13 protein-coding genes are annotated in these 14,928 nt (G+C 58.9%); 10 read left to right on the top strand and 3 right to left on the bottom strand.

Annotated elements, in window-relative coordinates; all coding sequences use genetic code 11:
- The first annotated feature begins 50 nt into the window (after nucleotides 1–50).
- The 7 genes from D4100_RS02490 to D4100_RS02460 are packed head-to-tail and all read left to right on the top strand — an operon-like array spanning nucleotide 51 to nucleotide 7,033.
- On the top strand, nucleotides 51–923 hold the full coding sequence (locus tag D4100_RS02490; protein WP_119802924.1) for a MurR/RpiR family transcriptional regulator: 873 nt from the start codon (nucleotides 51–53) through the stop codon (nucleotides 921–923).
- A 17-nt stretch (nucleotides 924–940) separates the two neighbouring features.
- Nucleotides 941–1,504, top strand: a complete 564-nt coding sequence (ddpX, locus tag D4100_RS02485; RefSeq protein ID WP_006318769.1) for a D-alanyl-D-alanine dipeptidase — start codon at nucleotides 941–943, stop codon at nucleotides 1,502–1,504.
- 34 nt (nucleotides 1,505–1,538) lie between these two features.
- Nucleotides 1,539–3,089, top strand: coding sequence for an ABC transporter substrate-binding protein (locus D4100_RS02480; protein ID WP_119802922.1), 1,551 nt, complete (start codon nucleotides 1,539–1,541; stop codon nucleotides 3,087–3,089).
- Nucleotides 3,090–3,140: 51 nt separating this feature from the next.
- The gene (locus D4100_RS02475; RefSeq protein WP_004944186.1) at nucleotides 3,141–4,157 is read left to right on the top strand and encodes an ABC transporter permease; all 1,017 of its coding nucleotides are present in this window, start codon (nucleotides 3,141–3,143) and stop codon (nucleotides 4,155–4,157) included.
- Complete coding sequence (ddpC, locus tag D4100_RS02470; RefSeq protein ID WP_199685636.1) at nucleotides 4,157–5,092, top strand: D,D-dipeptide ABC transporter permease; 936 nt, start codon at nucleotides 4,157–4,159, stop codon at nucleotides 5,090–5,092. The genes D4100_RS02475 and ddpC overlap by 1 nt, the downstream gene beginning before the upstream one ends.
- A complete protein-coding gene (locus D4100_RS02465) occupies nucleotides 5,092–6,096 on the top strand; it encodes an ABC transporter ATP-binding protein (protein ID WP_119802920.1) in 1,005 nt (334 codons plus the stop codon). The genes ddpC and D4100_RS02465 overlap by 1 nt, the downstream gene beginning before the upstream one ends.
- The gene (locus tag D4100_RS02460; RefSeq protein ID WP_119802918.1) at nucleotides 6,086–7,033 is read left to right on the top strand and encodes an oligopeptide/dipeptide ABC transporter ATP-binding protein; all 948 of its coding nucleotides are present in this window, start codon (nucleotides 6,086–6,088) and stop codon (nucleotides 7,031–7,033) included. Before D4100_RS02465 ends, D4100_RS02460 begins: the two co-directional genes overlap by 11 nt.
- Nucleotides 7,034–7,045: 12 nt before the next feature.
- Here the strand turns inward: D4100_RS02460 and lpxA are convergent, their stop codons facing one another.
- Both lpxA and D4100_RS02450 read right to left on the bottom strand, forming a co-directional pair.
- Nucleotides 7,046–7,834 carry an acyl-ACP--UDP-N-acetylglucosamine O-acyltransferase gene (gene lpxA / locus D4100_RS02455; protein ID WP_119802916.1) on the bottom strand — a complete coding sequence of 263 codons (789 nt, stop codon included), beginning with the start codon at nucleotides 7,832–7,834 and terminating at the stop codon, nucleotides 7,046–7,048.
- A gap of 234 nt (nucleotides 7,835–8,068) precedes the next feature.
- Complete coding sequence (locus D4100_RS02450) at nucleotides 8,069–9,589, bottom strand: MFS transporter (RefSeq protein ID WP_119802914.1); 1,521 nt, start codon at nucleotides 9,587–9,589, stop codon at nucleotides 8,069–8,071.
- 117 nt (nucleotides 9,590–9,706) lie between these two features.
- Between D4100_RS02450 and D4100_RS02445 the strand changes: the two genes are divergently transcribed.
- The gene (locus D4100_RS02445; protein WP_119802912.1) at nucleotides 9,707–10,564 is read left to right on the top strand and encodes a LysR family transcriptional regulator; all 858 of its coding nucleotides are present in this window, start codon (nucleotides 9,707–9,709) and stop codon (nucleotides 10,562–10,564) included.
- Between the two features lie 17 nt (nucleotides 10,565–10,581).
- Here the strand turns inward: D4100_RS02445 and D4100_RS02440 are convergent, their stop codons facing one another.
- Complete coding sequence (locus tag D4100_RS02440) at nucleotides 10,582–10,863, bottom strand: YjcB family protein (protein WP_004944199.1); 282 nt, start codon at nucleotides 10,861–10,863, stop codon at nucleotides 10,582–10,584.
- Between the two features lie 294 nt (nucleotides 10,864–11,157).
- Here D4100_RS02440 and mrdA point away from each other — a divergent pair, with 294 nt between their 5' ends.
- The gene (mrdA, locus tag D4100_RS02435; protein WP_199685634.1) at nucleotides 11,158–13,083 is read left to right on the top strand and encodes a penicillin-binding protein 2; all 1,926 of its coding nucleotides are present in this window, start codon (nucleotides 11,158–11,160) and stop codon (nucleotides 13,081–13,083) included.
- A 102-nt stretch (nucleotides 13,084–13,185) separates the two neighbouring features.
- Nucleotides 13,186–14,904, top strand: a complete 1,719-nt coding sequence (locus D4100_RS02430) for a penicillin-binding transpeptidase domain-containing protein (protein WP_006318779.1) — start codon at nucleotides 13,186–13,188, stop codon at nucleotides 14,902–14,904.
- Nucleotides 14,905–14,928 lie beyond the last annotated feature (24 nt).

The following is a 14,928-nucleotide window of genomic DNA, read 5'->3' as shown; positions in this document are numbered from 1 at the left end:
CTGAGTAACAGGCGGTGGCTTGATGACAACTCAACAACAGCGGGCGAACTATGGCAGACCATCCTGATGTGATCGCACAGATAGAAGCGTCATTCGCGGTACAAACCCCGACCGGCAAGCGGATTGCCGGTTATCTGCTGGCCAATCTGGCGCAGGTACCGTTTGAAACCGCCGACAGCATCGCCCGCAGCACGGCGACCAGCGGTATTTCGGTCGGCCGCTATCTGCGCAGCCTGGGTTACCGCAATCTCGACGATCTGAAACGCACGCTGCGTGAGCAAGGGGCGGCGCTGTACCAACCCTGGGGAGTCACCGATCGTCTGGGGGCTTACCGCCAGCGGCGCGATCAGCCGCAGCCGCAAAAGCTGCGCCAGGCGTTAACTCTGGAGCTGGAAGCGATAGAACACGTTTACCGGTTGGCCGGCGGTGAGGCGTTCAACCAGGTTAGCCGCCAACTGGCACAGGCGGAAGCGGTGTTTGTGGTCGGTATCCAATCGACGCGTGGCATCGCCAACGCCTTTTACAGCCACCTGGAGTATCTGCGACCCAGGGTCTATTACGCCGACGGGCTGTCCGGCACCTACGTGGAATCGCTCAATTCGGAATTTAGCGCGCCCTATCTGGTTCTGACCGACACTCGCGCCTACTCGACCATCGCCCGGCAGTATTGCCAGGCGGCCTGCGCGCGCGGGTTACGAATGGCGCTGATTACCGACATTTACTGCCCGTGGGCGCGGGATTACCCGATTGACCTGCTGCAGGTGAAAACCGACACCGGCCAGTTTTGGGATTCGCTGGCGCCGCTCAGCTGCCTGTTCAACCTGCTGCTGTCCTCGGTACTGGAACAGGGCGGCGCGGCGGTGGAGCAACGGCTGGCCAATAACCGCATCCTGCAAAAAGAGCTGGGGCAATTTGAATCTTAACCGCATGGGAACAGGTAATGAGTGACAATGTAACATTAGTTGATTTGGCCGAGGCGTTTCCCGATCTGCCGATAGAGCTGAAATACGCCGGCGCCGATAACCTCACCGGTCGGCCTATCTACCGCGAAAACCGCTGTCTGCTGCACCCCGACGCAGCGCGTGGGCTGACACGCTGCCTGCTGGCGGCGCGGCTTGCCGGTTTATCGCTAAAGGTGTTTGACGCTTATCGGCCGCAGCAGGCGCAGGCGCTGCTGTGGCTGGCGTGCCCGGATCCGCAATATGTCACCAGCACGCAAACCGGCTCGCACCACAGCCGCGGCGTGGCTATCGACGTGACGCTGCTGGATGCGGCAGGTGCGGCGCTCGATATGGGCACCGGCTTTGATGAGATGAGCGAAAGCTCCCATCCGTTTTACCCCGATTTCCCACCGGAAGTGCAGCGCAATCGGCTGTTGCTGAATGCGGTGATGGCCGCCGGGGGTTTTTGCGGTATCGCCAGCGAGTGGTGGCATTTTGAGCTGCCCAACGCCGGTGACTATCCACTGTTGGCCGATCGCTTCGGCTGTTTTTCTTACGATTAAAACAAAACATCTTCAACACACCAGGAGTCAGTTTATGAGCAAAGTTAACTATGCCGCGCTGGCGGTGGCAGTCGCTATTGGCCTGGCTACCTTGGCCCCGGCGCAGGCGGCGGTACCCAAGGATATGTTGGTGATCGGCAAAGCGGCCGATCCGCAAACGCTGGATCCGGCCGTAACCATCGACAACAACGATTGGACGGTCACTTATCCCGCCTACCAGCGGTTGGTGCAATACAAAACCGAGGGCGGCAAAGGCTCCACCCAGGTTGAAGGCGAACTGGCGGCAAGCTGGGCCGCTTCGGACGATCAACTGATCTGGACCTTTAAGCTCAAGCCGGGCAACAAGTTTGACGACGGCAGCGAGGTCAACGCCGAGGCGGTGAAATGGTCGTTTGAACGGCTGATGAAGATCGGCCAGGGGCCGTCAGAAGCCTTCCCGAAAGATCTGCAGGTGACGGTGGTGGATCCGCTGACGGTGCGTTTCACGCTGAAAACGCCGTTTGCCCCGTTCCTCTACACGCTGGCCAATGACGGCGCCGGCATCGTCAACCCGGCGATCGCCAAGGCCAATCCGGCCGACGAAGGCAAAGCCTGGCTGGCGAATCACAGCGCAGGTTCCGGCCCTTACAGGCTGGATCGCTGGCAGAAGGGCCAGCAGTTGGTACTGGTGCCAAATCCGCATTACGGCGGCGCCAAACCGGCGTTTAAACGCGTAACGGTGAAAATCATCGCCGAAAGTGCCACCCGCCGTCTGCAACTGACGCGCGGTGATCTGGACATCGCCGAATCTCTGCCCATCGACCAGCTCACGGCGCTGAAAAGCGAAAACAAGGTGGCGGTTAATGAGTTTCCATCGTTGCGCGTCACCTATCTGTATCTCAACAACGGCAAAGCGCCGCTGAATCAGGTGGATCTGCGCCGTGCCATCTCTTATGCGGTGGATTATCAGGGCATGGTGAAGGGCATTCTCGGCGGCAACGGCAAACAGATGCGCGGGCCGATCCCGGAAGGCATGTGGGGTTACGACGTCGCCGCGCAGCAGTACAGCCTGGATGCGGACAAGGCCAGGACCGCGCTGGCGGCGGTGAAAGACAAGCCGGCGTCGCTGAACTTCCTGTATTCGGTCAGCGACCCGAACTGGGAGGCGATAGCGCTCTCGGTGCAGGCCAGCCTGGCGACGGTAGGCATTAACGTCAAACTGGAGAAGCTGGCTAACGCCACCATGCGCGATCGCATCGGCCAGGGCAATTACGACATCGCCATCGGCAACTGGAGCCCGGACTTCGCCGACCCCTACATGTTCATGAACTACTGGTTCGAATCCGACAAAAAAGGGCTGCCGGGCAACCGCTCGTTCTACAGCGATCCGCAGGTGGATGCGCTGTTGAAAAAAGCGGTTTCGGTGTCCGATCAGCAAGTGCGCACCGCCGATTATCAGGCGGCGCAGAAAATCGTCATCGACCAGGCGGCCTACGTCTATCTGTTCCAGAAAAACTATCAGGTGGCGATGAACAAAGAAGTGAAGGGCTTTGTGTATAACCCGATGCTGGAACAGGTGTTCAACGTTGGGCAGATGAGCAAGTAATTCTCTTTCGGGCAGCCGTTTGGCTGCCCCCTTGCGCCACGGGAAACGACTATGAACGTTTGGAGCCTTATCCGCCAGCGCTGCTGGGGGCTGGTGCTGGTGATGTTCGGGGTGTGCGTCATCACCTTTACCATCTCGCACCTGATCCCCGGCGATCCGGCGCGGCTGCTGGCCGGCGATCGCGCCAGCGAGGAAATCGTCCGGCATATTCGCCAGCAACTGGGGCTGGACCAGCCGTTGTACGTGCAGTTTGGCCGCTATGTGCTGGATCTGCTGCACGGCGATCTGGGCACGTCTATCCGCACCGGGCGGCCAGTGCTGGACGACCTGCGCGCCTTCTTCCCGGCTACGCTGGAGCTGGCGTTTTGCGCTTTGCTGCTGGCGATCGCGCTGGGAGTGCCGCTCGGCGTGCTGTCGGCGGTTTACCGCAATAAATGGCCCGATCATCTGGTGCGCCTGCTGTCGGTGACCGGCATCTCCACGCCGGCGTTCTGGCTGGGGCTGGGGGTGATCATTTTGTTTTACGGCCAACTGAACGTCTTGCCCGGCGGCGGCAGACTGGACGACTGGCTGGATCCGCCCACCCATATTACCGGATTCTACCTGCTGGATTCGCTGCTGACCGGCAACGGCGAAGCCTTTTGGAACAGCCTGCAGCACCTGATCCTGCCGGCGCTGACCCTGGCGTTCGTACACCTCGGGGTGGTGGCGCGGCAAATCCGCTCGGCGATGCTTGAACAACTGGGCGAAGACTATATCCGCACCGCGCGCGCCAACGGCCTTTCGCACTGGCGAGTGGTACTCGGCCACGCGCTGCCGAACGCGCTGATCCCTTCGGTGACGGTATTGGGGCTGGCGTTGGGGGACTTGCTGTACGGCGCGGTGCTGACCGAAACGGTATTCGCCTGGCCAGGCATGGGCGCTTACGTGGTGGATTCGATTCAGGCGCTGGATTTCCCGGCGGTGATGGGTTTTGCCGTGGTGGTGTCTTTTGCCTATGTGATGGTTAATTTGATCGTCGATCTGCTTTATCTGTGGATCGATCCGCGAATGGGGCGCGAGGGCTAATGACTATGTCTCAATTTGAACAACCGTCGTCTCAATTTGAACCACCGCCGTCTCACATCGAGCAACCGCCGGCTGCTGAACCCGTGCTGCGCTTTGTCGGCGCGCGGCGCGCCTGGTATCGGGTACGGCGCAGCCCGCTGACGCTGTTGGGCGCCGCCATCATGTTCTGCGTGCTGTTTTTGATGCTGTTTTCGCCCTGGCTGGCGCCGCACAATCCGGACGCCATTGACCTGACCGCACGGCTGCTGCCGCCTTCGGCCGAACATTGGTTCGGCACCGACGAAGTGGGTCGAGATCTGTTCAGCCGGGTGCTGGTCGGCAGCCGTCAGTCGGTAGCCGCCGGGCTGGCGGTGGTGGTGCTGGCGGGCGGAATCGGCTCGCTGCTCGGCTGTTTCTCCGGCGTGATGGGCGGCACGGTGGATGCGTTGATCATGCGTTGCATGGACATCATGCTGTCGGTGCCTTCGCTGGTGCTCACCATGGCGCTGGCGGCCGCACTCGGGCCAAGCCTGTTCAACGCCATGCTGGCGATTGCGGTGGTGCGTATTCCGTTTTACGTACGGCTGGCGCGCGGGCAGACGCTGACGTTGCGGCATCAGGCTTATATGCAGGCGGCGCGCACCTTCGGCGCCTCGCGCTGGCACCTGATCGGCTGGCATGTACTGCGCAACGTCATGCCGCCGTTGGTGGTGCAGGCATCGCTGGATATCGGTACCGCCATCCTGATGGCCGCCACGCTGGGCTTTATCGGCCTTGGTGCCCAGCAACCGACCGCCGAATGGGGGGCGATGGTGGCCAACGGCCGCAACTATGTGCTCGACCAGTGGTGGTATTCGGCCTTTCCCGGTACGGCGATCCTGATCACCGCCACCGGCTTCAACCTGTTCGGCGACGGTCTGCGCGACCTGCTGGATCCTAAAACCCGGGGGCGTTGATGAGTGAAACGACGGTGTTATCGATTGATGAGCTGCAACTGGAATTTCCGGTCTACGGCGGCAGCGTCAAAGCGCTCAACCGCGTCTCGCTGCAGGTCAAGGCCGGCGAAATTGTCGGCGTGGTGGGGGAATCCGGCTCCGGCAAGTCGGTAACGGCGATGATGACCCTGCGCCTGCTGGCTGAGGACGGTTACAAGGTGACCGGCGGTTCACTGGACGTGTTGGGCACCGACGTGCTCGGCGCCAGCGAGCGGCAAATGCGCCAACTGCGCGGTGCCCGGGTGTCGATGATTTTTCAGGAGCCGATGAGTGCGCTAAACCCGACGCGGAAAATCGGCCGCCAGATGTGTGAGGTGATCCGCCTGCACCAGCGGCTGTCGGCGCGGCAGGCGCGTGACAAGGCTCTCCAGTTGCTGCGTGAAATGCAAATTGCCGATGCGGAACGGGTGATGGAACGCTATCCGTTCGAGCTGTCGGGCGGCATGCGCCAACGGGTGCTGATCGCCATGGCGTTTTCCTGCGAACCGGAACTGATTATCGCCGACGAACCGACCACGGCACTGGATGTTACGGTGCAGCGGCAGGTGCTGCGCTTGCTGCAACAGAAGGCTCGCGCCAGCGGCACGGCGGTGCTGTTTATTACCCACGATATGGCGGTGGTATCGCAGCTTTGTGACAGGGTGTACGTGATGTACGCCGGGCACGTGATTGAAAGCGGCGCCACGGCGCGGGTGATTGGCCACCCGCGCCATCCGTATTCCATTGGATTGTTGCTGGCGGCGCCGGAACGCGCCGAACCGCGCAGCTTGCTGCGGGCCATTCCCGGCACGGTACCCAATTTGAGCGCGTTGCCGCCGGGTTGCGCATTCAGCAACCGGTGCAGCTACGCCAGCGGCCAATGCCGACAAACGCCGCAGTTGGCGTCATTAGCCGCTGACCCGACGCAACGGGTGGCCTGTTGGCATCCGCAGTCTATCGATCTGGAGGTGCAAAATGAACGTTGAAGCGCTACTGGAACTGCGCGACGTGCGGCTGCGTTTTCCCGCCAGCTATAACTGGCGGGGTAAGCCGAGAGAGTATGTCCATGCGCTCAACGGGCTGGATCTCAACATCATGCGCGGCGAGACGCTGGGGATCGTCGGCGAATCCGGCTGCGGCAAAAGCACGCTGGCGCAACTGCTGATGGGGTTGCTGAAGCCCAGCAGCGGTGAGCTGCTGCGCGCCCGTTCAGGCGGCTCCTGGTTTGGCAGCGGCATGCAGATGGTGTTTCAGGATCCGCAATCGTCGCTCGACCCGCGTCTGCCGGTATGGCGCATTATCACCGAACCGGTCTATGTGCAGCAGCATAATGGCGTGGCAGAGCGGCGGGCGCTGGCGGCAGAACTGGTGCAACAGGTTGGGTTGCGGCCGGAGTCTATTGATCGTCTGCCGCATGAGTTTTCCGGTGGTCAGCGTCAACGTATCTCCATCGCTCGCGCGCTGTCCTCGCAACCGGATATCATCGTGCTGGACGAGCCAACGTCGGCGCTGGATATCTCGGTGCAGGCGCAAATCCTCAACCTGTTGGTGGAACTGCAACGCCAGCGCAATCTGACCTATGTGCTGATCTCGCATAACGTTTCGGTGGTTCAGCACATGAGCGATCGGGTGGCGGTGATGTATTTGGGGCAGATCGTTGAGCTGGGGCCAACCGCGCAGGTCTTGCGCCAGCCGCAGCATCCTTATACCCGGCTACTGCTGGATTCGGTGCCGCGTGCCGGGCGTGCGCTGAGCGACACCACGATTGAAGATCGCAAAGGGGAATTGCCGGGCAATCGCCAGTTGCCGCTGGGGTGTTTTTTCCGCGAGCGTTGTCCGTATGCCGGGGAAGGCTGCCAGATGCCGCAATCGCTGCGGGTGAATCTGGGGGGCACGGCGGTGCGCTGCCATAAAGTGGCGTGACGGCCACATCGTTCAACGGATGATGCCCCGCGTAGAGCGGGCAAAAAAATCAGTGAACAGCCGCAGTAACGGATATTCCACGCTGAGGCGGGCGGCTTCTTGCCGCACGTCTTCCAGCGCCATCGCCTGGTGATACAACATGGCGTAAAGCGAATGAATAACCCGCTGCTGTTGCTCGTCGGCGGCCAGAAAGGCCGGTGCCAGCAGATGCAGGCCATCCGGTTTGGCGCGGTTGCCGCTGGCCTGGACGAACGGCGGCAGATCCTGCACCGCGAGGGTGCCGTCGGCCAATCGTGCGTGGGCACCGATAATGCAAAATTGATGCACCGCACAGCGCGCGCCGACCCAAGCGCCGTCTCCCAGCTCCACATGCCCGGCCAGACCGCTGTTATTGCCGATATGCGTGGCGTTGCCAATGATGCAGTCATGGGCAATATGCACATTATCCCGCAGATGGTTGTCATCGCCGATCGCGGTGTGGCGGCAACCTTGTGCGGTACCGCGATGCAGGGTGGCGTACTTGCCGATGCGGTTGCGATCGCCGAGGGTGAGCGTGGTCGGTTCACCGGCGTATTTCAGATCCTGGCCGGCTTCGCCGATCGAGGAAAACTGGTCGATGACGTTGTCGCGGCCGATGCGTGTCAGGCCGTTAATCACCACATGGGAAGCGATAGAGGTGCCTTCGCCAATCTCAACGCCGGCGGTGATGAAGCAAAAAGGGCCGATGCACACGCGCGCACCGATAATCACGCCGGGCTCAATCACGCTGCTGGCGGCAATACGGGCAGAAGGAGAAATCATGCTGTTTCCTGATGGCGGCGCGTGGCGTATCCTTCAGCCAGGCCAGACATCGGTTAACCATTAAGCCGGATTCTGGATTAATCAGGGGAAAAACAAGAAAGTGCGGCCATGCGGGCTTGCTTCTGGGCCAGGTGCAACAAAGTTGTCTGAGGTCAGCATAAGCCCTCGCCACCCTCAGACCACCCGATTATATTTTATTTATTTTATGAACCATTCGGTAATAACGGAATGTTATTAGCCGGGAGTTACGGCTGCGGTTTTCCAGGGGGCGAAAATCGTCAGGCTGGCCGCAGCCAACGCCCAGGCACCGAGGCCGCCGTACAGCATCACCAGGCCAAAACTTTGCGTCAACGCAGCATGAACCAGGGGCGCCAGCGCATCCCATGCGGGGAGTGTTTTCAACGCGGTGAGATTACCCGCCACTATCTGCTCCGCCACCGAACTCAGTGGCAAGCTACCGAATGATTCGGGCAGCGTTTGTCGCAGGTAAGCGTAAACGCCCGCCAGCAAGATAAACCCCATGACCGCAATATTGATAGCCAGCGCGATCATTCTGGCGCTCATATCTATCCCGGAGGCCATGCCGGCGCGGGCGTTTGACACCGAGCCTGTGGTGGTATTGGTCACCGGGGTATTGGTGATGCCCAGGCCGATACCGGCGATAAGTAACCCCGGCAGCATAGCCAATCCGCCGGCATGTTCGCTGCCTGATTTCATCAGCAGGAAACCCAGCCCAAGCGTGAATAACCCGGCGGGGATCACGGCCCCAGGGCGATAGCGCAGAGCCAATCGCTCGCCCACCGGGGGGAAGACAAGCGTGGGAAGCGTATAAGCGAGCAGCGACAAACCTGTGGTCAGGCTGTCATAACCCAGCCCAGTCTGGAAATAGAGCGGCAGGTAGATCATAAAGGGCCAGAAGCTGAAATTCATGCCGATGGATCCCATCAGCGCCCCGGAAAAATGCCGATTCCTGAACACGGAAAACTCCATCATCGGATAGGGGCTGCGTCTCTCCACCCAAATAAACAGCAGCAGGCTAAGAGTAGTCGCGAGGAAAATACCGCCTGCGCGAACGCTGGTGAAACCGAACACGGCTCCCTGAGTGATAAAATACACCAACCCAAAAACCGACAACGACAGTGTGACGATCCCCAGACTATCCAGTTTTGCCGCCTGAGGATCGCGGGATTCTTCTACGCTGAACATCACCAGTAACAGTGTCAGAACGGCGATGACCACATGAATCAAGAATACCCATTGCCAGTTGGCGAGCGCCACGATAACGCCGCCGATCGCTGGCCCGAACCCCAACCCAATGCCAAAAACGACGCCCCATATGCCGAAGGCCTGGCCACGTTGTTTGCCGCTTTGAAACTGATGCGACAGTGCAGCCACCTGGCAAATCAACATGGCGCCACCTGCCATGCCTTGCATAAAGCGGCCCAGGATCAGCATCGTCGAGCCGTTGGCCAGGCCGCAGAGCAAGGAGGTGAGACCGAAAGCGGCAATGGCGATGATGAAAACTCGCCTGCGGCCAAAACGGTCAGACAGCGTTCCGGTGGCCATCATCACTGCGGTACAGGCCAGGGTGTAGGCATTCATAATCCACTGCATATCGCTGAAATCACTGTGTAATACCCGTTCCAGCGTCGGCAGTATGACCGGCACGCTGGATATTTCCAGGCCGAACATCAGCGCGGCGAGGCAAATTGCCGTTAATGCCAGTCGGTTTTTACTGGCGTGAGAGAGCGTCATGAGCTTTTTCCACAAAAGAGGGTGATGGGAACGAACAGCCATTCTGGATAAATGAGTTGCATGATGGAAATGATTTAATTTATCGTTATTAATTAATTATTATCATGAAAAGCTGCCATGAACATTGACCCGACACTGCTGCGCACCTTCGTTATGGTTACCGAAACCGGCGGCTTTACGCGCGCGGCGCAGCAACTGAATCTGACCCAATCCGCGATCAGTCACCAGATCCGTCGGCTCGAGGAGCAGATTGGCAGGCAGTTGTTGCACCGTACTACGCGCCGCCTGACGCTAACCGAAGACGGTGAAGATTTGCTGCGCCACGCCGGGCAGGTTTTGCAGGCGCTTGACGCCATGCAGCGGCGCTTTGAATCCTCACCCGTTTCCGGCGCGGTGCGCTTTGGCCTGACGGAGAGTTTTCTGGGGGAACGATTGCCCCCCTTGTTATCCCAATTCGCCCGGGCTTTCCCGGCGGTCAGGCTGGAGGTGAATGTCAGTATCGGGCTGGATCTTTGTGGCATGGTGAAGGGCAATGAACTGGATTTGGCCGTCGTGATGTCGCTGGCTAACCGCATTGAGGGCAGGCTATTGCGGCGGACGCAGCTGGTGTGGGTTGCGGCTGAGACATTCAGCCTGGCGGGGACGTCGTTGCCGCTGGCGTTGTTGCCCGTGCCGTCGGTCAGCCGCGCGGCCGGGATCGCCGCGCTGGAAAGTCAGGCCATCGAATGGCACACCGCTTTCACCTCACAAAGCCAGCAAGGGCTACGGGCGGCGGTGCTGGCGGGGTTGGGCATTGCCGTTATGGCGAGCGGCGATCTGGAGCCGGGGATGAAAGTGATCGAGGACGAGTATGGGCTACCCGAATTACCCGACGTCGATTTCACCCTGATCGTCAACGGCGCGGAACCTGGCGCGGCTGCGCAGGCATTCGGCAAAATACTGCTGGAGATGTCGGCGCCGTTGCCCGGCCGTTGAGGGAGATTAAGTACGGCTCAGGGCATTGGCCAGTCGGTCGGGGTTTTGCTCATCACATCGAAAAAGACGTCTTTGGTCACCGACCAAAAATGCAGGAACCCTTCCTGGCTGAAGCTGATGCCCATCAAACCCATCACGAACCAGCAGGTGGTGAACAGCCCGAGGCTGCTGAACATGAATGCCATGCCGTTACGGCTGGTTTTACGACAAACGACGTTTAACTGGCTGGCCATAAACATCATTACTGCGCTCAGTAACTCCCAGCGCATCATAATCAAACCCGTGGCTATGGTACTCATCGAACGTGATCCTTGGTGAAAAGCCGCAGCCGGCAGGGCGCCGGAGAACAGTGCGGGCAACAAATGGAATAGTGTGATCTGTGTCACATTGTAGCATTGGGGTAAAGGGTCGCTCAATCCCTGCGCTGCATAAAAGGCAGCATCCGGTAACATTCCAACATGCTGAAACATTTATGCCATTTCATTAGCAACCTTTTAATGGGGGCCGTTAACCAATAACGCTATGCTTGCCGACTTTTCACTGCCCTGATTTATCTGGGGAAAATGTGACGTCAGACAGGTACTGCGCTGCGTATGGCCCTCTTGAAAGAAAAAATCCGTGACCATTCCGCTGAGGAAATGTTGTTTATTCGCCGTGCCTGCGTGGCGATGGCGTTGGTGATCGCCTGCTTCGGCGCACTGATCGTCAACCTGTATCACCTGCAGATTAAGCAACATGCGTTCTACCAGACGCGCTCCAATCAGAACGACATCAAAATGCTGCCGATTGCGCCCAGCCGCGGGCTGATATTCGATCGTAACGGCATCCCGCTGGTACGTAATATTACGCTGTACCAGATCCAGGTCATTCCCAGCAAAATCGCCAATATGGCTGCGCTGTTGCAGGCGCTGACGCCGATTGTCGATCTCACTCCTGAGGATATCGCCACCTTTCGCGACGACATGCACCACAACGGCCGCTATAAACCGGTGACGTTGAAAAGCGGGCTGAACGACACCGAGGTAGCGCGTTTTGCGGTCAATCAATACCGTTTTGACGGAGTGACCATCGACACCTATCAGCAGCGGGAATATCCGTATGGCGCCGAACTGGCGCACGTGGTGGGTTACGTATCGAAAATCAACGATGGCGATGTGAAACGGCTCGATAAAGCCGGCATCGGCGAAAATTACTCCGCCGACCATAACATCGGCAAGCAGGGCATTGAGGCTTACTATGAGTCGGAACTGCATGGCACCACCGGCTATCAGGAAGTGGAGGTGGATAACCACGGCCGCGTGATACGCCTGCTGAAAGAACAGCCGCCGCAGGCAGGCAAAAATATCTATCTGACGCTCGATTTGCCGTTGCAGCAGTATATCGAGTCGGTACTGAAGGGGCAGCGGGCGGCGGTGGTGGTTGAAGATCCGCGCGATGGCGGCATTCTGGCGATGGTGTCCAGCCCCAGTTACGATCCCAATCCTTTCGTGAAAGGCATCAGTTACAAAGCCTATAAAACCTTATTGACCAACCCGGATCTACCGCTGATTAACCGTGTCACTCAGGGGCTGTACCCGCCGGCGTCCACCGTGAAGCCTTATATGGCGACCTCTGCGCTGTTCGCCGGGGTGATCACGCCCAACACCAGCTTCTTTGGCGCGCCGACCTGGACGTTGCCGGGTACCCAGCGCCGTTACCGCGACTGGCTGAAGAGCGGCCACGGTATGCTGAACGTCACCAAGGCGATTGAGGAATCCGCCGATACCTTCTTCTATCAGGTGGCGTTTGAAATGGGCATTGATCGCATTCACAGTTGGCTGAGCCAGTTCGGTTACGGCCAGGCGACCGGGATCGATCTTAACGAAGAGTATCGCGGCGTACTGCCCAGCCGCGAGTGGAAGCAGCGGGTGCATAAAAAACCCTGGTATCAGGGCGATACCGTGTCGGTCGGCATCGGCCAGGGGTATTGGGTCGCCACGCCCATTCAGATGGTGAAGGCGCTGACCACGCTTATCAATAACGGCAAGGTGAAAACGCCCCATCTGCTGTATTCCATGCGCCAGGGCAACTGGGTGAGCCGCTATCAGCCGCCGTTGCAGACGGCACAGATCGGCGATGCAAAATCACCCTACTGGGGCATTGTGCGCAACGGCATGTACGGTATGGCCAACCTGCCGAACGGCACCGGTTATAAGTTGTTCCATACTGCGCCTTATCAGATCGCCGCCAAATCCGGTACTTCACAGGTGTTCAGCCTGAGAGAAAATCAGACTTATAACGCCAAGATGATCCCGGTGCGGTTGCGTGACCATATTTTCTACACCTTGTTCGCCCCCTATAAAAATCCGCGGGTGGCGATGGCGTTGATTCTGGAAAACGGCGGCGGTGACGGCGTGGTGGCGGGGCCAACCGCGCGGGCGATCCTTGATCATATTTTTGACCCGGCCAACGCACCGCAGCCTGACGAGAGTCAGAAAGTTAAACCGGAGTTAAACGACAGTGAGGATGTGCAACAGTAAACGCGTTTGCTTTTACTTTCTTACAAACTGCAATCTTCTAAAAATTTCCGTCAGGGTAGACTGAAATAATTACATAATCCGAATAAAAACGCAGGGTTAACAGTGGCACCATTAATAAAAAAGAGCGGTAAAAATTATTCCTCACTGAGGTTTGGCTGGATTTGCGCCGGCATTCTGGTGTGTTTTTTCCTGCTGGCGTTCCGGGTCGGTTATTTGCAACTGATGGAGCATCAGCAGTTGGCGGACCAGGCGGATCAACGTTCAATCCGCACGCAGGTGCTGCCGACCAACCGGGGGATGATCACCGACCGTAATGATGAAGCGCTGGCGGTGAGCGTGTCTTCGAAAGATATCGTGCTGGATCCCAAGCATATTCTCGACACCCATACCGATACCGGCAACGAGCGCTGGCAGAGCCTGGCCAACGTGCTGAAAATACCGCTGACGGACGTGCAAAAGTTGATTCAGACCAACGCCCATAAGCGTTTCGTCTATCTGGCGCGCAAGGTTGAAGACGATAACGCGAACTACATCAGCAAGCTGCATCTGACCGGGGTCAGCACCGAGCAGGATTTCAGCCGCTTTTACCCGATGGGCCAGGATGCCGCCGGGCTGATAGGTATTGTCGGGCAGGACAATCAGGGGCTTGAAGGCATCGAACTGGGCTTCAACCACCTGCTGCAAGGCAAGAATGGGATGCGGGTATATCAGAAGGACGGCAGCGGGGCGGTGATTGGCGTGATCAAGAGCGTCGATCCCGTGCCGCCGCCGAACGTTACGCTGAGCATCGATAAATTTATCCAGTACGTACTCTATGCGCAAATTCGCGATGGCGTGGTGGCCAACCAGGCCGACTCCGGCTGTGCGGTGCTGGTGAAAGTCAGTACCGGCGAGGTGCTTGGCATGGCCAGCTACCCGTCGTTTAACCCGAATAACTATGCCAATACGCCGGTAAAAGATATTCGCAACGTTTGCAGCAGCGACAGCTTCGAGCCGGGTTCGACGGTAAAACCGGTGGTCGTGATGGTCGGGCTGGAACATAGACTGATTAAGCCGGACACAGTGCTGGATACCACGCCGTACCGGGTCAACGGCCACTTGATCAAGGACGTTGGCCACTGGTCCAAACTGACCATTACCGGCGTGCTGCAAAAATCCAGCGACATCGCGGTGTCGCATATTGCATTGGCGCTGCCCGCCACCGTGTTACCGGCGGTCTACAAGAGCTTTGGTCTGGGGCTGCCGACCGAACTGGGGATCGGCAACGAGAGCAGCGGTTATCTGCCGCAGCATCGTGAACGCTGGGCCGATATCGAGCGGGCGACATTCTCCTTCGGCTACGGGTTGCGCGTTACGCCGCTGCAAATGGCGCGGGAATATGCCGCTATCGGTTCTTACGGCGTCTATCGACCGCTGTCGATCACGCGGGTTACGCCGCCGGTCATGGGGCAGCGGATCTTGCCGGAAGAGACGGTGAAAACCGTGGTGCATATGATGGAAAGCGACGCCTTGCCGGGCGGCAGCGGGGTTAGCGCCGCTGTACCGGGTTACCGGCTGGCGATTAAAACCGGTACCGCAGAGAAGATGGGCGCCAACGGCAAATATGACGGCGGTTATATCAACTACACCGCCGGCGTGGCACCGGCCAGCGATCCGCAGGTGGCGTTGGTGGTGATGGTCAACAATCCGAAAGCCGGCAAGCACTTCGGCGGTTCGGTGGCCGGCCCGGTATTCGGCAAGATCATGGCGCAGGTGCTGGAACATATGAACATTCTGCCGGACGCTCAACCGCTGAACGTGGTTTCTCAGGTGAAGGGATAACGTTTTTGTTTTGCCGATAGAAAG

This window comes from Serratia inhibens (assembly GCF_003591175.1).
GTDB lineage: Bacteria > Pseudomonadota > Gammaproteobacteria > Enterobacterales > Enterobacteriaceae > Serratia > Serratia inhibens.
The sequence above is the reverse complement of the archived record's forward strand: the minus strand, read 5'-3'. Positions and strand labels throughout refer to the sequence as shown.